The organism is Caldimonas tepidiphila (assembly GCF_003569765.1).
Classification (GTDB): domain Bacteria; phylum Pseudomonadota; class Gammaproteobacteria; order Burkholderiales; family Burkholderiaceae_C; genus Caldimonas; species Caldimonas tepidiphila.
Genome location: NZ_QXMG01000034.1, coordinates 45,262 through 63,515, shown reverse-complemented (window position 1 = coordinate 63,515; position 18,254 = coordinate 45,262). Strand labels below are relative to the sequence as shown.

General features: G+C 71.2%; 20 protein-coding genes. 8 read left to right on the top strand and 12 right to left on the bottom strand.

What is annotated here, in order from left to right:
• Both D3A59_RS17725 and D3A59_RS17720 read right to left on the bottom strand, forming a co-directional pair.
• Nucleotides 1-320: enoyl-CoA hydratase/isomerase family protein (locus D3A59_RS17725; RefSeq protein ID WP_419187263.1), on the bottom strand; the 320-nt coding region annotated here is incomplete at its 3' end.
• A gap of 274 nt (nt 321-594) precedes the next feature.
• A complete protein-coding gene (locus tag D3A59_RS17720; protein ID WP_119156657.1) occupies nt 595-1,530 on the bottom strand; it encodes a helix-turn-helix transcriptional regulator in 936 nt (311 codons plus the stop codon).
• 168 nt (nt 1,531-1,698) lie between these two features.
• Between D3A59_RS17720 and D3A59_RS17715 the strand changes: the two genes are divergently transcribed.
• The 8 genes from D3A59_RS17715 (at nt 1,699) to D3A59_RS17680 (ending at nt 9,471) form a co-directional block, all read left to right on the top strand.
• Entirely contained in the window at nt 1,699-2,172 is a 474-nt protein-coding gene (locus tag D3A59_RS17715; protein WP_119156656.1) for a 4-hydroxylaminobenzoate lyase, read from the top strand.
• Between the two features lie 121 nt (nt 2,173-2,293).
• The gene (locus tag D3A59_RS17710; RefSeq protein ID WP_240636105.1) at nt 2,294-3,892 is read left to right on the top strand and encodes a benzoate-CoA ligase family protein; all 1,599 of its coding nucleotides are present in this window, start codon (nt 2,294-2,296) and stop codon (nt 3,890-3,892) included.
• A complete protein-coding gene (locus D3A59_RS17705; protein WP_119156655.1) occupies nt 3,889-4,767 on the top strand; it encodes an alpha/beta fold hydrolase in 879 nt (292 codons plus the stop codon). Before D3A59_RS17710 ends, D3A59_RS17705 begins: the two co-directional genes overlap by 4 nt.
• A 34-nt stretch (nt 4,768-4,801) precedes the next feature.
• Complete coding sequence (locus tag D3A59_RS17700) at nt 4,802-5,986, top strand: ABC transporter substrate-binding protein (protein ID WP_119156654.1); 1,185 nt, start codon at nt 4,802-4,804, stop codon at nt 5,984-5,986.
• A 43-nt stretch (nt 5,987-6,029) separates the two neighbouring features.
• Nucleotides 6,030-6,899 (top strand): branched-chain amino acid ABC transporter permease, encoded by an 870-nt coding sequence (locus D3A59_RS17695; protein ID WP_119156653.1) that lies wholly within the window; start codon nt 6,030-6,032, stop codon nt 6,897-6,899.
• Nucleotide 6,900: 1 nt separating this feature from the next.
• Nucleotides 6,901-7,977, top strand: a complete 1,077-nt coding sequence (locus D3A59_RS17690; protein ID WP_119156651.1) for a branched-chain amino acid ABC transporter permease — start codon at nt 6,901-6,903, stop codon at nt 7,975-7,977.
• A complete protein-coding gene (locus tag D3A59_RS17685; protein ID WP_119156649.1) occupies nt 7,974-8,729 on the top strand; it encodes an ABC transporter ATP-binding protein in 756 nt (251 codons plus the stop codon). Before D3A59_RS17690 ends, D3A59_RS17685 begins: the two co-directional genes overlap by 4 nt.
• A 10-nt stretch (nt 8,730-8,739) precedes the next feature.
• Nucleotides 8,740-9,471: an ABC transporter ATP-binding protein gene (locus D3A59_RS17680; RefSeq protein ID WP_119156647.1), complete on the top strand. Its 732-nt coding sequence runs from the start codon at nt 8,740-8,742 to the stop codon at nt 9,469-9,471.
• Between the two features lie 189 nt (nt 9,472-9,660).
• On the opposite strand, the gene D3A59_RS17675 is transcribed toward D3A59_RS17680, so the two are convergent.
• The 10 genes from D3A59_RS17675 to D3A59_RS17630 are packed head-to-tail and all read right to left on the bottom strand — an operon-like array spanning nt 9,661 to nt 18,241.
• On the bottom strand, nt 9,661-10,026 hold the full coding sequence (locus tag D3A59_RS17675) for a response regulator (protein ID WP_119156645.1): 366 nt from the start codon (nt 10,024-10,026) through the stop codon (nt 9,661-9,663).
• Nucleotides 10,023-11,543: an ATP-binding protein gene (locus tag D3A59_RS17670; RefSeq protein ID WP_119156643.1), complete on the bottom strand. Its 1,521-nt coding sequence runs from the start codon at nt 11,541-11,543 to the stop codon at nt 10,023-10,025. Before D3A59_RS17670 ends, D3A59_RS17675 begins: the two co-directional genes overlap by 4 nt.
• Before the next feature lie 6 nt (nt 11,544-11,549).
• Nucleotides 11,550-12,362 carry an alpha/beta fold hydrolase gene (locus D3A59_RS17665; protein ID WP_119156641.1) on the bottom strand — a complete coding sequence of 271 codons (813 nt, stop codon included), beginning with the start codon at nt 12,360-12,362 and terminating at the stop codon, nt 11,550-11,552.
• Nucleotides 12,363-12,378: 16 nt separating this feature from the next.
• Entirely contained in the window at nt 12,379-12,750 is a 372-nt protein-coding gene (locus D3A59_RS17660) for a response regulator transcription factor (protein WP_119156639.1), read from the bottom strand.
• A 12-nt stretch (nt 12,751-12,762) separates the two neighbouring features.
• On the bottom strand, nt 12,763-13,836 hold the full coding sequence (locus tag D3A59_RS17655) for a methyl-accepting chemotaxis protein (RefSeq protein WP_119156638.1): 1,074 nt from the start codon (nt 13,834-13,836) through the stop codon (nt 12,763-12,765).
• A complete protein-coding gene (locus tag D3A59_RS17650; RefSeq protein WP_119156636.1) occupies nt 13,824-14,075 on the bottom strand; it encodes a hypothetical protein in 252 nt (83 codons plus the stop codon). The genes D3A59_RS17655 and D3A59_RS17650 overlap by 13 nt, the downstream gene beginning before the upstream one ends.
• Complete coding sequence (locus D3A59_RS17645) at nt 14,075-16,333, bottom strand: chemotaxis protein CheA (protein ID WP_119156634.1); 2,259 nt, start codon at nt 16,331-16,333, stop codon at nt 14,075-14,077. Before D3A59_RS17645 ends, D3A59_RS17650 begins: the two co-directional genes overlap by 1 nt.
• Nucleotides 16,330-16,746 (bottom strand): response regulator, encoded by a 417-nt coding sequence (locus D3A59_RS17640; protein ID WP_119156632.1) that lies wholly within the window; start codon nt 16,744-16,746, stop codon nt 16,330-16,332. Before D3A59_RS17640 ends, D3A59_RS17645 begins: the two co-directional genes overlap by 4 nt.
• The gene (locus D3A59_RS17635) at nt 16,743-17,615 is read right to left on the bottom strand and encodes a CheR family methyltransferase (protein ID WP_119156630.1); all 873 of its coding nucleotides are present in this window, start codon (nt 17,613-17,615) and stop codon (nt 16,743-16,745) included. The genes D3A59_RS17640 and D3A59_RS17635 overlap by 4 nt, the downstream gene beginning before the upstream one ends.
• On the bottom strand, nt 17,612-18,241 hold the full coding sequence (locus tag D3A59_RS17630; protein ID WP_119156628.1) for a HEAT repeat domain-containing protein: 630 nt from the start codon (nt 18,239-18,241) through the stop codon (nt 17,612-17,614). Before D3A59_RS17630 ends, D3A59_RS17635 begins: the two co-directional genes overlap by 4 nt.
• Between the last annotated feature and the right edge of the window lie 13 nt (nt 18,242-18,254).

Here is an 18,254-nt window from a genome sequence, read left to right as displayed (position 1 = left end):
TGCGAGGACACGCCGAGCATGAAGATGTTGGCGCCCGAGCAGAAGATGCGGTCGCGGGCACTGGTGACGACCACCGCGCGCACCCCGGGATGCTCGAAGCGGATGCGGTTGAGCGCATCGTGCAGCTCGATGTCCACGCCCAGGTCGTAGGAGTTCAGCTTGAGCTTGTAGCCCGGCCGCAGGCCGCCGTTCTCGTCGATGTCGAGCTTGAGCGTTAGCTTGAGCGTCGCGATCGCGCCATCGACGCTGAAGGACCAGTGCTTGTAGCGGGACGGGTCGGTCTGGTAGTCGACGCGGACGGTGTCGGCGGTGGCGGTCATGAGGGGTGCTCCTTGCGAGTCAGCATGCATGAAACTGCATGCACTGTTCGATGAGCTGCACGATATTGCATGCTTTGAGTTGCGTCAAGCACAGCGCTGCTCCGGATGAACCGGCAGCAGGGTCATTTCAGGAAGCGGGGAAGGAGGAAGGAAGGGGAATGCCGCGGCGGCGGGGTGCCGGGAAGGCGCATCCCTCCCGCTGCGGGCCGCGAGGCCGGCCGCAGGAAAGAGGAAGGAGCGAGGAAGGGACGGGCGAGGCCGGGGGTGACGGCGCTCAGGCGCGCCGGTCCGCCACGCCGGTGGCCTGACGCACGGCGCTGCGCAGGCCGGCGAAGGTCTCCGCGAGGGAGTGGCCGCTGGTGTTGTGGCTGAGGTCGGCCTTCGCGTAGAAGGCGGCGCGGCCCTCGAGGATGCGGCGCAGGTCCTCCATCGCTTCGCGGCTGCCGGACATCGGCCGGAAGTCGCCCTGCGCGACGACGCGCTTCATGTGGTCCTCGGGCTCCGCCTGCAGCCACACCGTGTAGCACAGCGACAGCAGCAGGTTGAAGGTGGAGGCATCCGACACGAGGCCGCCAGGCGTCGCGATCACCACCTCCGGGTAGAGCTGCACCGTCTCCTCGAGCGCGCGGCGCTCGTAGCGGCGGTAGGCGTTGGTGCCGTAGAGCGAGTGGATCTCGACGATGCTGCAGCCGGCGACCTTCTCGATCTCGCGGCTGAGCTCGACGAAGGGATAGCCCAGGTCCTCGGCGAGCATGCGGCCGAGCGTGGACTTGCCGGCGCCGCGCAGGCCCACCAGCGCGATGCGCGAGCGCCGCGTCCGGTCGTCGCCGGTGCTGGCGCCGAACAGCTCCGAGAGCTTGACGCGCGCCCGGTGCAGTTCCGCCTCCGAGCGGCCCGCGAGCAGCTCGCGGATCATCAGCCATTCCGGCGACGCGGTGGTCATGTCGCCGGTGATCTCGGCGAGCGAGCACTGCAGCGCCCCCGCCACCTGTTGCAGCACCAGGATCGAGGCGTTGCCGGTGCCGAGCTCGAGGTTCGCGAGATGACGCTCCGAGATGTCGGCCGCGAGCGCGGTCGCCTTGCGCGTCAGGCCGCGGCGCGAGCGCAGGCTGCGGATGCGCTCGCCGAGCGCGACGAGGTAGGCGTCCTTGCCTTCGGCGGCCTCGTCCGCCCTGCCCATCGCATCAACGAGGCGCGATTCTTCTTTCATGACGACGCTCTTCCCGGCCTCGCGAACGAGGCTTGGTGTTTACCCCACACATGCACTATTTTTCTTGACACAGATCATACCCCACGCGTATCGTCCTTTAACATGCACGATACTGCATGACCCCTCCCCGGGCAACGGAGCGATTCGACGAAAAGGGACTTGGCAGCGATGAGCGAGCAGCAGTTTCAGTCACTGGTCCGAACGATAACCCAGGCCCTGCAGGGGCGCCCGGTGGACGCCGCCCTCGAGGACTGGCTCAACGCGAGCTACGGCCCGGCGTCGCACTGGTTCCGCGACATGAAGGCCGCCTGCGAGGCCGGGGTGCGCGAGGGCTGGATGTGCAGGCACGAGGCGGGCGGCATCCGCTGGGGCCGCGTCGTCAAGCCCTCGGCCGAGACGGCGCAGTTCTCGGTCGACGTGGTCGACATGCAGGACTGCATCGGCCCGCACCACAGCCACCCCAACGGCGAGCTCGACCTGGTGATGCCGCTGACGCCCGACGCGCGCTTCGACGGCACGCCCGCCGGCTGGAAGGTCTACCCGCCCGGCAGCGCCCACAGGCCCACCGTCACCACCGGCCGCGCGCTGGTGCTCTACCTGCTGCCCGAGGGCAGCATCCAGTTCACGAAGGCCGGCGCATGAGCGCGGTGCAGGCCGCCACCGCCGCGCTCGACGCCCTCGTGGCCGCCGGCCGGCCCGCTTCCTGAACCCCGCGCGCGCCCCCGCGAACCGACATCCCGGAACACCAGGAGGAGACAAGTCCATGATGGCCGAGCTGCCCCCCGCCCCGCCGAACGCGTTCAACTTCGCGCAGCACCTGATCGAGGCCAATGCCGCGCGCGCGCAGAAGACGGCGTTCATCGACGACCACGACGCGCTGAGCTACGGCGAGCTCGCCGAGCGCATCCGCCGCGCCGCCGCCGGGCTGCTGTCGCTCGGGCTGCGTCGCGAGGACCGCGTGCTGCTGCTGATGCACGACTGCAAGGACTGGCCCGTGAGCTTCCTCGGCGCGATGTACGCCGGCCTCGTGCCGGTGGCCGTCAACACGCTGCTGACCGCCGAGGACTACGCCTACATGCTGGCGAACAGCCGTGCGCAGGCCGCGCTGGTCTCGGCCGCGCTGCTGCCGACGCTGCAGTCGGCGATGGCGAAGGGCCCGCACGAACTGCGCGAGCTGATCGTCTCGCGCCCGGGCGGCGAGCTGCCCGCGGGCGCCCGCGCCTTCGACGCGCTGCTCGCCGGTGCCGAGCCGCTCGCCGCGCCCGCGGCGACGCTCGCCGACGAGCCGGGCTTCTGGCTCTACTCGTCGGGCTCCACCGGCCGGCCCAAGGGCACGGTGCACACGCACGCCAACCCGTACTGGACCGCGGAGCTGTACGCCAAGCCGGTGCTCGGCATGAGCGAGGACGACACCTGCTTCTCCGCGGCCAAGCTCTTCTTCGCCTACGGCCTCGGCAACGCGCTGACCTTCCCGCTGAGCGTCGGCGCCACCGTCGTGCTGATGGCCGAGCGCCCGACGCCCGACGCCTGCTTCAGGCGCATGGTCGAGCGCCGGCCCACGATCTTCTTCGGCGCGCCCACCGGCTATGCCGGCATGCTCGCCTCGCCGAACCTGCCCGCGCGCGAGCAGGTCGCGCTGCGCATGTGCTCGTCGGCCGGCGAGGCGCTGCCGCAGGACATCGGCGAGCGCTGGACCGCGCACTTCGGCTGCGAGATCATCGACGGCATCGGCTCCACCGAGATGCTGCACATCTTCCTCTCCAACCACCCCGGCGACGTGCGCTACGGCACCACCGGCCGCCCGGTCGCGGGCTACGAGGTCGAGCTGCGCGGCGAGGACGGGCGGCCCGTGGGCGACGGCGAGATCGGCGACCTCTACATCAAGGGCCCGAGCGCGGCGCTGATGTACTGGAACAACCGCGAGAAGTCGCGCGAGACCTTCCAGGGCGGCTGGACCAAGAGCGGCGACAAGTACAGCCGCGACGCCGAGGGCTACTACACCTACGCCGGCCGCAGCGACGACATGCTCAAGGTCAGCGGCATCTACGTCTCGCCCTTCGAGGTCGAGGCCACGCTCGTGCAGCACCCCGACGTGCTCGAGGCGGCGGTGATCGGCGTGCCCGACGCCGAGGGGCTGACCAAGACCAAGGCCTTCGTCGTGCTCAAGGCCGGTCGCGACGGCGGCGACGCGATGCAGGCCGAGCTCAAGGCCTTCGTCAAGAGCCGGCTCGCGCCGCACAAGTACCCGCGCCAGATCGAGTTCGTGGCCGAGCTGCCCAAGACCGCCACCGGCAAGATCCAGCGTTTCAGGTTGCGCGCCCAGGAGGCGCGGCAAGAGGCGCGGCAGGAGGTGCGCGGATGAGCCGCACCCCGACGCTGCAGGGCCCGGTGCAGTTCGCCGACGTCGCCTGGGCCGGGCACCGGCACCGCATCGAGTACGCCCCCATCGCCCCCGAGCGCACCGGGCAGCCGCTGCTCGTGTTCCTGCACGAGGGCCTCGGCTCGGTGACGATGTGGAAGGACTTTCCGCGCGCGCTGTGCGAGGCGGCGGGCTGCCGCGGCCTCGTGCTGTCGCGCTGGGGCTACGGCCAGTCCAGCCCGCGCGAGGGCCACGAGAAGTGGCCGGTGGACTTCATGCACCGGCAGGCGCGCGAGTTCCTGCCGGCCTTCCTCGAGGCGATCGGCCACGACGCGGCGGCGGACCGGCCCTGGTTCTACGGCCACAGCGACGGCGGCTCGATCGCGCTGATCCATGCGGCGAGCTTCCCCGATCGCGTGGGCGGCCTCGTCGTCGCCGCGCCGCACATCTTCGTCGAGGACATGACGGTGGCGAGCATCGAGATGGCGCGCGACGGCTACGTCACGACCGAGCTGCGCGCCAAGCTCGCGCGCTACCACGCCGACCCCGACTCGGCCTTCTGGGGCTGGAACGACGTCTGGCTCGATCCCGGCTTCCGGCGCTGGAACATCGAGCCGCTGCTGCCGCAGATCCGCTGCCCGGTGCTGGCGATCCAGGGCCGGGACGACGAGTACGGCACGATGGCGCAGATCGACGGCATCGCCGACGCGGTGCCGCAGGCGCAGCTGCTCAAGCTCGACGACTGCGGCCACTCGCCGCACCGCGACCAGCCCGCGGCGCTGATGCGCGCCGTCGCCGCCTTCCTGCGCGGCCACGCCCGCGCGGAACCCCATTCGAACAAGACGCCGGCGAAGACCGGCGCGACCTCGCATCCCTGAGCCCGGTCCGGGCCCATCCGAAGGAGACAAAGCCATGAACACCCGTCGTCGTTCGCTCACCCTGCTTGCCGCGGCCGCGCTGGCCGCCACGCTGAGCGCCGGGGCGCACGCCCAGGCCAACGAGAAGATCAAGGTCGGCCTGATGCTGCCCTACACCGGCACCTTCGCCGCGCTCGGCACCGCGATCGAGAACGGCTTCCGCCTCTACGTGCAGGAACAGGGCGGCAAGATCGGGGGCCGCGAGATCGAGTTCTTCAAGGTCGACGACGAGTCCGACCCGGCCAAGGGCCCCGAGAACGCCAACAAGCTCGTCAAGCGCGACCAGGTCGACGTGCTCGTCGGCACCGTGCACTCCGGAGTCGCGATGGCCATGGCCAAGGTCGCCAAGGACACCAACACGCTGCTGATCGTGCCCAACGCCGGCGCCGACGCCGTCACCGGCCCGCTGTGCGCGCCGAACATCTTCCGCTCCTCGTTCTCGAACTGGCAGCCCGCCTACGCGATGGGCCTGGTGGCCGCCGAGCAGCAGAAGCACAAGACGGCGGTGACGCTGACCTGGAAGTACGCCGCCGGCGACGAGTCGGTGCGCGGCTTCAAGGAGGGCTTCGAATCCAAGGGCGGCAAGGTCGTGCGCGAGCTGAACCTGCCCTTCCCGAACGTCGAGTTCCAGTCGCTGCTGACCGAGATCGCCGCGCTCAAGCCCGACGCGGTCTACGTCTTCTTCGCCGGCGGCGGCGCGGTCAAGTTCGTCAAGGACTACGCCGCGGCGGGCCTCAAGGGCAGGATCCCGCTCTACGGCGCCGGCTTCCTGACCGACGGCACCCTGGAAGCGCAGGGCGCGGCGGCGGAAGGGCTGCTGACCACGCTGCACTACGCCGACGGCCTGAACAACGCCAAGGACAAGACCTTCCGGCTGAACTACGCGAAGACCTACAAGCTGCAGCCCGACGTCTACGCGGTGCAGGGCTACGACGCGGCGCAGATGCTCGCGGCCGGCCTGCAGGCCGCCGGCGGCGACATCAAGAAGCGCGACGCGGTGGTCAAGGGCATGGAGCAGGCCAGGATCGACAGCCCGCGCGGCAGCTTCACGATGTCCAAGGCGCACAACCCGGTGCAGGACATCTACCTGCGCAAGGTGGAAGGCAAGGAGAACCGCGTGGTGAGCGTCGCGGCCAAGAACCTGGCCGACCCGGCACGCGGCTGCCGCATGACGCAGTAAGCCGGCCTGCCCCCTTCCCTCCTTCCCGGCGGGAGCACCCCGCATGGACCTGACCACCTTCCTGATCCAGTGCCTCAACAGCGTGCAGTACGGACTGCTCCTGTTCCTCGTGGCCAGCGGCCTGACGCTCATCTTCGGCATCATGGGCGTGATCAACCTCGCCCACGGCAGCTTCTACATGATCGGCGCCTACATGGCGTTCACGCTGGCCTCGCTCACCGGCAACTTCCTCGTCGCGCTGCTGCTGGGCATCGTGCTCGCGGTCGCCTTCGGCTACCTGCTCGAATGGGGCTTCTTCAGCTTCCTCTACGAGCGCGAGCACCTGCAGCAGGTGCTGATGACCTACGGCCTGATCCTGGTGTTCGAGGAGCTGCGCTCGATCCTCGTCGGCGACGACGTGCACGGCGTGGCCGTGCCCTCGTGGCTGGCCGGCTCGATCGAGATCGGCAACGACATGAGCTATCCCGTCTACCGGCTCTTCATCTCGGGCGTGTGCCTCGCGCTGGCAGCCGGCATGTACTTCATGATCCAGAAGACGCGCCTCGGGATGATGGTGCGCGCGGGCTCGACCAACCGCGAGATGGTGCAGTCGCTCGGCATCAACATCTCGCTGCTCTACCGGCTCGTGTTCGCCGGCGGCGTGGCGCTCGCGGTGCTCGCCGGCATGATCGCCGCGCCCGTCGCCTCGGTCTATCCGGGCATGGGCAGCTCGGTGCTGATCCTAAGCTTCGTGGTGGTCGTGATCGGCGGCATCGGCTCGGTCAAGGGCGCGCTGGTCGCGGCGCTGCTGATCGGCTTCGTCGACACCTTCGGCAAGGTGTTCTGGCAGCAGGCGGCCGGCGCCCTGGTCTACGTGCTGATGGCGGTGATCCTGCTGTGGAAGCCCGAAGGCCTGTTCAAGCAGGGGACCTGAGATGACGAGAACTTCCCTCCTCGGCTGGCTCGTCGCGATCGGGCTGCTGGCGCTGCTGCCGGTGATGCCCGAGCCGATCGGCGGCGAGTTCCACATGGAGCTCGGCGCCAAGGTGCTGATCATGGCGATCTTCGCGCTGAGCCTGCAGCTGCTGGTCGGCTTCACCGGCCTCGTGAGCCTCGGCCACGCCGCCTTCTTCGGCTTCGCGAGCTACATGGTGGCGATGCTCGCGCCGCAGTCCGAGGCCGGCAACGGCTGGTGGCTGCTCGCGGCCTCGGTGGGCGGCTCGGCGCTGCTCGCGCTCGTGATCGGCTCGCTCGTAATGAGGACGCGCGGCATCTACTTCATCATGGTGACGCTCGCCTTCGCGCAGCTCGTGTACTTCGTGTTCCACGACACCGATGCCTTCGGCGGCAGCGACGGCACCTACATCTACTTCAAGCCCGAGTTCTCGCTGCTGGGCTGGAAGCCGCTGGACCTGGAGCAGCCCGCGCACTTCTACTGGTTCACGCTCGCGCTGATGGGCCTGACCGCGGGCGTGCTCGGCCTGGTGCTGCGCTCGCGCCTCGGCCACGCGCTCGTCGGCATCAAGCACAACGAGCAGCGCATGCGCGCCACCGGCTTCGCGACCACCGGCTACAAGCTCGCGAGCTTCGTGATCGCGGGCGCGCTCGCCGGCGTCGCGGGCTTCCTGTTCGCGATCCAGCACGGCTACGTGAACCCGGAGATCCTGTCCTGGCACCAGTCGGGCAACGCGCTGCTGATGATCATCCTCGGCGGCCTCGGGAGCCTGCCCGGCGCGGTGATGGGCGCCTTCTCCTTCGTGCTGCTGTCGGAGTGGTTCTCCTCGCTGACCAAGCACTGGCAGCTGCTGATGGGTGGCTTCATCATCCTCGTCGTCGCGCTGATGCCGCAGGGCCTCGCCGGCGGCATCGCCTCGCTGCGCCAGCGGCTTGCCCGCCGCCCGGCCGCCCCCGCAACAGAAGCCCCGCCCGCCCGCCCGGCGGCGCGTCCCCCGGCCCGCGGCGGCGACGGCACCCCGCAGATCACGCCCCAGCACAAGGAGCAGACGCCATGAGCAGCAGCACCCCGATGCTCAGCGCCAGCGCGCTCACCCGCCGCTTCGGCGCGCTCAAGGCGGTCGAGGACGTGTCGCTCGACCTCGCCGCCGACCAGATCCATGCCGTGATCGGCACCAACGGCGCCGGCAAGTCCACGCTGATCAACCTGCTGTCCGGGGAGCTTGCGGCGAGCTCGGGCACGGTGCGGCTGATGGGCGAGGACATCACCGCCTGGTCGCAGCCGAGGCGCGCGAAGGCCGGGCTCGGGCGCAGCTACCAGCGCAACAACATCTTCCTGCCGCTGACGGTGCGCGAGAACTGCCGGCTCGCCGCGCAGACGCACGCGCAGCATCCGTGGAAGGTCTGGCAGTCGGCGCAGGCCTGCGCCTTGAGCTGCGGGCGCGCCGACGAGGCGATGGAGCGCGCCGGCCTCGCCGCCGCCGCGAACCGGCCCGCCGCGAGCCTGTCGCATGGCCAGAAGCGCCAGCTCGAGGTGGCGATGTGCCTCGCGACGCAGCCGCGCGTGCTGCTGCTCGACGAGCCGCTCGCCGGCATGGGCGCCGAGGAGTCGGAGCGCATGCTCGCGCTGCTGCGCCGGCTGCGCGAGGGCCACGCGATCCTGCTCGTCGAGCACGACATGGACGCGGTGTTCGCGGTCGCGGACCGCATCACCGTGATGGTCAACGGCATGGTGATCGCGTCGGACGCCCCCGGCGCGATCCGCAGCAACCGCGACGTGCAGAACGCCTACCTGGGCGAGCACGCCTGAGGGCCCCGCGATGAACGACAAGACGACCTCCGGCGAGCCGCTGATCGACGCGCAGGGACTGCACGCCTGGTACGGCAGCAGCCACATCCTGCACGGCATCGATTTCCGCCTGCACCGCGGCGAGACGGTCGGCCTGCTCGGGCGCAACGGCATGGGCAAGTCCACGCTGATCCGCACCCTGCTCGGCCACGTGCGCCAGCGCGAGGGCCGCATCCGCGTGCAGGGCCGCGACCTCTCGAAGGGACAGCCCTACGAGGTGGCCAAGCTCGGAATCGCCTACGTGCCCGAGGGCCGTGGCATCTTCCCGACGCTCACCGTCAAGGAGAACCTCGTGATGGCGGCGCGGGCGGGCCTGCGCGGCCAGCGCGACTGGACCTTCGAGCGCATCCTCGAGACCTTCCCGCGCCTGTCCGAGCGGCTCGGCAACCTCGGCTCGCAGCTCTCCGGCGGCGAGCAGCAGATGCTCTCGATCGGCCGCGCGCTGATGACCAACCCGGACGCGATCATCCTCGACGAGGCCACCGAGGGCCTCGCGCCGCTGATCGTCAACGAGATCTGGCGCGTGATCGGCGAGATCCGCCGCAGCGGCCTGGCCACCCTGGTGGTGGACCGCAACTACCGCACCGTGATGGCCCACTCCGACCGGCTGCTCGTGCTCGAGAAGGGCCGCCGGGTGCTCGAGGGCCCGGCCGGCGAGCTGCAGCAGCGCCCCGAGGAGCTGGGACGCTACCTGGGGGTGTGAGCGGCGCGGGCCGGGCCGGTTTCCTGCGTTCGCCTCCTCTTTCGGGTTTTCCCCATGCCTCGTTGACAGGCTTGTGGACAACTTGGTGGCGGCGGGTGCAAGTAGTTGTTGCAGAAGGTTTTTCCTGCACTGCCTCGAAATGAGGCAGCGCAGGGCGCCCGCCCGGTGCGCGGCGCGCGGCCGCGGCGCTCAGGCGCCCGGCAGCAGCTGCCTGATCACCTTCACGAGGTCGGCGCTGCCGATCGGCTTGACCAGCCAGCCGCTCGCGCCGAGCTTCTTCGCCTCGTCGCGCTTGGCCTGCTGGCTCTCGGTGGTGAGCGCGAGGATGGGCGTGAAGCGCAGGATCTGGCGTGCCGCCCGGATCAGCTCCAGCCCGTCCATCTTCGGCATGTTGATGTCGGTGATCATCAGGTCGGGCTTGAGGCCGGCCTTGAGCTTGTCGAGCGCCTGGGCGCCGTCGGCGGCGGTGTCGACCTTGAAGCCGGCGATCTCCAGCGAGGACTTGAGGCTCATCAGCATGGTGGCGGAATCGTCGACGATCAGGAGGTGTTTCATCGTTTGCTTTCTTCGTTCGGGTGGCGGGGACTCTCCGCCGCCTGGGGACATGCCCAGGGCAGCAGCAGGCTGAAGACGCTGCCCACCCCGGGGTGGCTGACGACGGTGACGCGGCCGCCGTGGCTGGTGACGATGCCGTGCACCGCCGCCAGCCCGAGGCCGGTGCCCTCGCCGACAGGCTTGGTGGTGAAAAAGGGTTCGAAGATCTTGGGCTGCAACTCCGGCGGGATGCCCTCGCCGTCGTCGATCACGCGCAGCCGCGCCATCTTGCGCCGCCCGGGCACGGGGTCGACCTCGGGCGGCGCGGGCACGAGATCGGCCACGATGCGCACCAGCCCGCCGCGGCTGCGCATCGCGTGCACGGCGTTGTTCACGAGGTTGAGCAGCGCCTGCTCCATGCGCACCGCATCGACCCGCACCCAGCATCCGGCCGCGGCCTTCACGCTCAGCCGCACGCCGGGCGGCAGGCCGGCCTCGAACAGCGGGCGGCTGCGCTCGAGCAGCTCGTCCAGCGCCAGCGTCTCGATCTGCTGCGGCGTCTGGCGCGAGAAATCCAGCAGCTGCCGCACGAGCGCGCCCGCCTTGTGGCTCGCGGACAGGATGCGCGCGAGGTTGCGCGCCTGGCGCGAGCCCTCGGCCGCCTCGAGTTGGCACAGCTCCGCGAGCCCCATGATCGAGCCGAGCAGGTTGTTGAAGTCGTGCGCGATGCCGGCCGCCAGCGTCGCGATCGCCTGGAGCTTGTCGAACTCGCGCAGCCGCTCGTCGATCTGGCGCTGCTGGGTCACGTCGTAGATCGCGCCCTGCCAGACCACCGCTTCGCCGAGCTCCTGGTGCACCTGGCTGTGCACCCGCACCCAGCGCACGCGCTGCCCGGCGCCGATGAGGCGCAGCGTCGCCGGCTGCGTGCGCAGCGTCGCGCGGCTGCGCTCGAGCCCGGCCTTCAGGTCCTCCCGGTCGTCCGGATGGACCGCGAGGAAAAGCGGCGAGGCGTCGTCGACCAGCGTCGCCGGCTCCACCCCGCTCAGCTCGGCGAGGCCCTTGCTCGCATAGGGCAGGCGGTAGCGGCCGTGCGCGTCGCTCACCAGCCGGAACAGCACGCCCGGCATCTGCTCCGCGGTGCGCTGCGCCAGCAGCAGCTTGTCCTCCAGCGCCTTGCGCTGCTCCAGGCGCAGCAGCACGCAGTCGCTCGCCCCGCCGTCGCCCTCGCCCTGCAGCCTGCGGCTGGCGTTGAAGAGCACGTGCACGTCGCTGCCGTCGGCGGCGCGCAGGATCAGCGAGGCCTCCTCGACACGGCCCTCGAGCTGCAGCGCCGGCCGCAGCACCATCTGGTGATAGATGCGCGCGCCCGGGCTCAGCAGCTCATCGAAGCGGCGCCCCTGCAACGCGCCGGGCGGCAGCTGCAGCATGTGCAGCAGCGTCGCGTTCGCGGCGAGCACGCGCCCGTCGTCCGCGATGCTGAGCAGCCCGCACGGCATCGTGTCGGGGTCGAGCGGCAGTTCCTGGGCTGAGTGCGGCATCGGGGATCAGGCGGCGGCCTGCGCCAGGTAGTCGGCGATCACCGCGCGCGTCTCCTGCGGATGGCTCACATGCGGGCAGTGGCCGGTGGCGCGCATGCGCACCAGCGTGCTGCCGCGCAGCTGCCGGTGCAGGTACTCGCCCACCTCGGCCGGCACGACCATGTCCTGCGCGCACTGCATGATCAGCGCCGGCGTGCGCAGCTCGGGCAGCAGCGCGCGATGGTCGGAGAGGAAGGTGACGCGCGCGAACTCGCGCGTGATCAGCGGGTCGAGCGCGCAGAAGCTCTCGCGCAGCTCCTCGGCGAGCTCCGGGCGCTCCGGGTTCTGCATCACGGTGGCGGCGAGGAAGCTGGCCCAGCCGAGGTGGTTGCGGTCCATCAGCTCGAGCAGGCCCTCCAGGTCGGTGCGAGCGAAGCCGCCGCGGTAGTGCGGCGGGTCGTCGAGGTAGCAGGGCGACGGGGCGACGAGCACCAGGCGCTCGAAGCGCTGCGGCGCGCGCAGCGCGGCCAGCACGCCGATCATCGCACCCACCGAATGGCCGACGAAGCAGACCGGGTCGCCCCCCAGCGCCTCGCAGATCCCGATCACGTCCTGCGCGTAGCCCTCGAGGCTGCCGTGGCGGCTGTCGTAGGCGGCGCGGTCCGAGCGGCCGGCACCGACATGGTCGAAGCACGCCACGCGCCAGCCGGCCTCGAAGGCCGGCGCGACGTGCCGCCACATCGACTGGTCGCAGCCGAAGCCGTGCGCAAAGAGCAGCACCCGCCGCCCCTCGCCGCGGATGCGGACGTTGTTGCGGTGCAGGATCGCAGGAGCATCCATCGTCTTGCTCCGCGGCTCAGGCGCCGAGCGCCTGCGCGACCGCCTGCTGCAGCTGCGCGCGCCCGAAGGGCTTGGCCAGCCGGTGCGTCGCGCCGGCGAGGTCGGCGGTGTGCAGGTTGAACTCGGGCGACAGCACGCGCCGCCCGCCCGAGATCGCGAGGATCGGCAGCGCCGCGTGGCTGCGGCGCAGCTCGACGATCACCTGCGCGCCGTCGACCTGCGGCATCAGCACGTCGGTGATCACCAGGTCGAAGCGGCCCTGCGCGAAGCGCCGCAGCCCCTCGCCGCCATCGGCGGCCTCGGTCACTTGGTGTCCGTCGAGCTCCAGCATCTGGTGCACGGTGTCGCGCAGCAGCTCGTCGTCGTCGATCAACAGGATGCGGGCCATGCGGGGCCTCCTTCAGAACAGTTCGATGCGCGCACCCGGCTCGCCGGGCTGGGCCTCGGTCGCCGCGTCGGGGTCGCGGTGCAGCGCCTCGCTGGCCAGGTAGTCGGCCACCAGCGCCTGTGCGCGCTCGTCGAGGTCGGGGTTGTGCAGCCGGCCGCCGCGCAGCCGCGCGACCAGCTCGGCCGCGAGGGCCTGGCGCGCGTCGAAGGCGGGCGCGACGCGGTCGACGATCTGCTTGAACACGTCGTGGAACTGCGCCGTGTCGAGCAGCCCGGCGATGCCGTGGTCGAGTTCGGTGTTGTGCTGCGTCACCGCGGTCATCAGCATGCGGTAGAACTCGCGCATGTCGACGTAGCTCTCGTCGAGCTGGCGCGTTAGCGCCGACAGGCGCGCGGACTCGGCCTCGTTGTGCCGGGTGCGGGCCTGGAACTCCTCGCTGTAGCCGTTCTCGACCGTCTTCACCAGCGCGGCGATGTCGTGGTCGATGCGCCCGGCGGTCGCGTTCGACTCGGTCGCGAGCCGCCGCACCTCGCCGGCGAGCACCGCGAAGCCCCGGCCGGCCTCGCCGCCACGGGCCGCCTCGATCGCGGCGTTGATCGCCAGGATCTCGGTCTGGCGCGCCATGCGGCGGATCGTGTCGGTGAGATCCTGCAGCTTCTTCACCTCGCTCACGAGGCGGCCGAAATGCTGGCGCTCCTCGGCGATCTGCAGCGGCAGCTGCCGCACGAAGGCGCCGAGCTCGGCGATGATCGCCGCGTTCTGCTCGATGCCTTCCTGCATCGCCTCGCTCTGCTCGCGGGCATGCTGCAGGTAGTCCACCAGCCGCGACGACAGGCGCCGCAAGTCGCCCGCGCGCGCCATGCCGTCGAGCGCCTGCGTCTCCGACAGCGAGATGGCGCGCTGCAGCTGGGCGTAGACCTGCGCGTCGAGCTCGCCCATGCGCCCGGTGGCGAGGCAGGGCTCGTCGGCGGCGGGGACGATCGCCGCCGGCCCGGGCGCGCGCCGGGGCCAGCGCAGCGCGAAGCGCCGCCACAGCGACGGGGCGGCCGCCGCCGCGTCCTGCACCAGGGTCCTCAGGCCGGACATGGCTGCTCCTCGCCGGCCGCGCCGAGCACGGCCGCCAGCCACGGGTCCGCCGGCAGCGCGTCGATGCGCGGCGCGAGCGCCAGCAGCACCTGCAGCACCGCCGCATGCAGGTGCTCGCAACGGCCGAGATGCACCGTCGGCTTCTCCGCCTCGCGCAGGTACTGCATCAGCGCCTCCGCGTCCTCCACCGTCACCTGGCCTTCCAGCGCGGCGTGTTCCTTGAGATAACGGATGCCCATCAGATCAGCTCCTTCGGGTTGAGCACCATCAGCACGCTGCCGTCGCCCATCAGCGCGGTGCCGGCGAAGCCGGTGAGGCCGGCGAGCACGCCCTCGAGCGGCTTGAGGATGATGTCGCTGGCGCCGTGGAACTGGTCGACCACCAGGCCGACGTTCTCGCCGGCGATGCGCACCACCAGCACGGCAAGCTCGCCGTCGTCGTTGGCGAGCTCCGGCGCGTCGAGCGCGAGCAGCTCCCCGAGGCCGCGCAGCGGCACGATGCGCCCGCGCAGCACCGCGGTGCGTGCCTGCTTGAAGCGGTGGATGTCCTCGGCGTGCACGCGCACCGTCTCGACGATCAGGTCCATCGGCACGCCGAAGCGGCGGCCCGCGGCCTCGACGATCATCACGTTGGTGACCGCCATCGACAGCGGCAGCGACAGCCGGATCGTCGTGCCCAGCCCGCTGCGGCTCGACAGCGCGACCTGGCCGTTGACGCGCTCGACCGCGGTGCGCACCACGTCCATGCCGACGCCGCGCCCGGAGAGGTCGGAGATCGTCTCGGCGGTCGAGAAGCCGGGCAGGAAGATTAGCTGCACCGCGTCCTCGTCGGAGAGCGTCGCGGCGCGCTCGGCCGGCACCAGCCCCTGCGCCACCGCCTTCTCGCGCACCCGCGCCGCGTCGACGCCGGCGCCGTCGTCGTCGATCTCGATCACGACGCGGTCGCTGTCCTGCCGGGCGCGGATGCGGATCGTGCCCTGCGCCGGCTTGCCGGCGGCCAGGCGCCGCGCCGGCGGCTCGATGCCGTGGTCCAGGCTGTTGCGCAGCACATGGATCAGCGGGTCGGCCAGTGCCTCGATCACGTTCTTGTCGGCCTCGGTGTCCTCGCCCTCGATGAGGAGCTGCACCTCCTTGCCGAGCTTCTTCGAGATGTCGCGCACCAGCCGGCCGAAGCGCTGGAAGATCACGCCCACGGGCAGCATGCGCACCTCCATGATGGCGCGCTGCATGTCCTCGGCGATGCGGTTGATGACCGAGTACTGCGCCTTGATCTCGCGCGCCAGCTCGCGCTGCGCGAACACGCTCTCGGCGCGCTCGGCCAGGTAGGGCAGCGCGTTCTTGGCCACCACCATCTCGCCGATCAGGTCCATCAGCCGGTCGATCTTCTCCTGGCCGACCTTGAGCACGCGCTGAGTGCGCTCGCCGCCGCCCTCCTCGTCGCGGCGCGCCTCGCCGGCCTCGGCGGCGTCCGCCGCCTGCGCCTCGGCGCCGACCGCCGCGGGGCCGTGGCGGCGCGCCCAGGCGGCGAGCTCCGCCGCCGCGACGCCCGCGGGCAGCGCGTCGAGCGCGGCGAGCGCCGCGCCGCCCTCGGCCGGGGCCGCCTGCAGCAGCCCGCGCAGCGCGCGGCGGCCCGCCTCGGTCGCACCGGGGCTGCCGCCGCTGCGCGACAGCAGCTCGATCTGCTCGCCCCACAGCCGCAGCGCCTGCTCGCGCAGCACGGGGCTGTCGCCCGCGTCGGCCGCCACCGCATGCCACTGCAGCTGCTCCGGCACGAAGCGGAAGTGCTGCTGCAGATCCGCCAGCGGCGCCGTGCTCAGCAGCACGAGATCGAGGTTGCAGCGGTAGCAGTCCCAGTCGGCGAAACCCTCCCCCTGCGGCCAGGGCACGGCCGGCAGCGCCTGCACGTGCTCGAGCCCCGGCGCCGTCAGCACCAGGCGCCACGGGTCCTCGCCCTTGAAGAAGCACTCGGCCTCGGGCAGGTAGCGCAGCGCGGTGGCGCCCTCGTGCGCGTCGAGCAGCTCCCGAGGCAGGCGGGCGAGCCAGTGCGGCGCGGCCGCCGGCTGCGCCTGCGGCCTCACCACCGCCTGCGCCGCCGGGGCGGGCACCGCGCCGTCGAGCAGGCTGCGCAGCGCGCTGGCGAGCCGGTGCGAACGGTCCTCGGCGGCGCCGTCGAGCGAGCCCTGGCGCTCGATGCGGTCGACGAGCTCGGCGGTGTAGTCCATCGCCTCGAGCAGCGCGTCGGCGAGGTCGGGCCCGTAGGCCAGCTCGCCGTGGCGCACCCGGTCGAGGACGTCCTCGCCGGCATGCACCACGCGCTCGAGCGCCTTGAACTCGAACAGGCCGCAGTTGCCCTTGAGCGTGTGCACCGAGCGGAACAGGTCGTTGAGCAGCGCCGCGTTGGCTGGATCGCGCTCGACGTCGAGCAGGCGCTGGCCGATCGCCTCCAGGCACTCGCGCGCCTCGGTGACGAACTGGTCGAGGAGTTCGGCGGCATTCATTGCGGCACCTTCCGGGCGGCGCGCAGCGCGGTCGCGCGCTCGCCGAGCAGCAGCGCGGCGGTGAGCACGAGCGCCCCTGGCCGCGCGGGTTTGACGAGATAGGCGTTGGCGCCCGCGGCCAGCGCCGCGCTGCGGTCCTGCACCTGCGCCTCGGTGGAGACCATCACCACCGGCGCCTGGTGGCGCGCGGGCAGTCGGCGCAGCTCGCGCACGAAGCTGTAGCCGTCCATCTTGGGCATGTTGATGTCCACGACGTAGAGGTCGAAGGCCGCGTCCCCGGCCTGCGCGTGCACCTGCTCCAGCCCCTCGAGCCCGTTTCCGGCCTCCTCGACCTGCCAGCCCGCGTCGGCGAGCAGCTTGCGGTGGTACATGCGCACGGTGGCGGCATCGTCGATGACGAGGATGCGGGTCATTTCAGGGGCCTCTGGTGAACCATGGCGTCGGGGAAGCGGCGCACGTTGAACAGCGACGAGATCCGGCTCATCGACTCCGAATGACCCAGGCAGATGAAGCCCCCGGGCACCAGCGCGTCGTACATCGCCTCGGCGGCGACGCGCCGCGACAGGTCGTCGAAATAGATCAGCAGGTTGCGGCAGAAGATCACGTCGATGTCGCGGAAGCGCCGCGTGTCGTTCGCGTCGGTGAGGTTGACGCGGCTGAACTCGACCGACTCGACCAGCTCGCGCGAGATGCGCCACTGCCCGTCGGGCATCGGCTTGAAGTACTTGTCGAGGTAGGCCTGGGGCAGCTGCGCCACCGAGCGCTGCGAGAACACGCCGCGCTGCGCCGCGGCGAGCACGTTGGTGTCGATGTCCGAGGACAGGATCTCGACCTCGTAGGCGTCGATCTGCGCCCAGCGCTCGAGCAGGTAGATCGCGATCGAGTACGGCTCCTCGCCGGTGGACGAGGGCACCGACCAGATGCGGATGCGCTCGCCCGGCTGCTTGCGCGCCGCGACCTCGTCGAGCATGTGCCGCACCAGGCAGTCGAACTGGTAGGCCTCGCGGAAGAAGTAGGTCTCGTTGACCGTCATCGAGTTGACTAGGTGCTGCAGCTCCGCGCCCGAGGCCTCGAAGCGCAGCGAGACGAAGTAGTCGCGGAAATTCGACGCGCCCGTCGCCTCGATGCGCTCGACGAGGCGCTTGTCGACGAAGTAGCGCTTGCCCGCGTCGAAGCGCATCCCCGTCTTGCGGTAGAAGAACTCGGCGAACTTCTCGAAGTCCGCGTCCGAGATGGTCGGCTTGTCCGACCCCGCCGCCGATGAAACGCTCGGGGTTCTCATGCCGCGCGGATCCGCTCTTGCGCCAGCTCGGCGGCGAAGGAAATGTAGGGCTCGTCGGCGAAGCGCGCGCGCACCGCCTCGAGCGCCGGCAGCATCGCCTCATCGCCCACCTCGGCAGCGAGGTCCAGCGCGGCGCCGACCACGTTGACCTGCGTCTCCTCCAGCAGCACCCGGCCCAGCCAGCGCGGCACGTCCGCGTGGCGCAGCTCGCCCAGCAGGTTGACCGCGAAGATGCGCACGTCGCCGTCGGCGTCCGCGAGCAGCGCGTCGATCGACGGCGCCACCGCTGCCGGCAGCCCGGCGAGCACCTCGATCGCGCCGTTGCGCAGCGCCGCGTCCTCGCTGCGCAGCAGTGGCAGCAGCCCCTGCACCACCGGCTCGCCGCCGATGCGCGCGAGGCTCGCGAACAGCGCGGCGCGCACGCTCGCGTCGACCTCCCGCGCCAGCCGGGCGCACAGCGGCGCGGCCGCGGCCTCGTGCGTCGCGAGGTCGCGCGCGGCCCAGCGGCGCGCTTCCGCGTCCTCGTCGCCGAGCTGGGCGACGAGCCCCTCGAAGTCGCGCGCGTGGGCGCGCGGCTCGACGAGGTGCAGCGCCACGGTCCGGTCGCTCGTCTTCTTCAGTCCCATCACGGATTCCTTT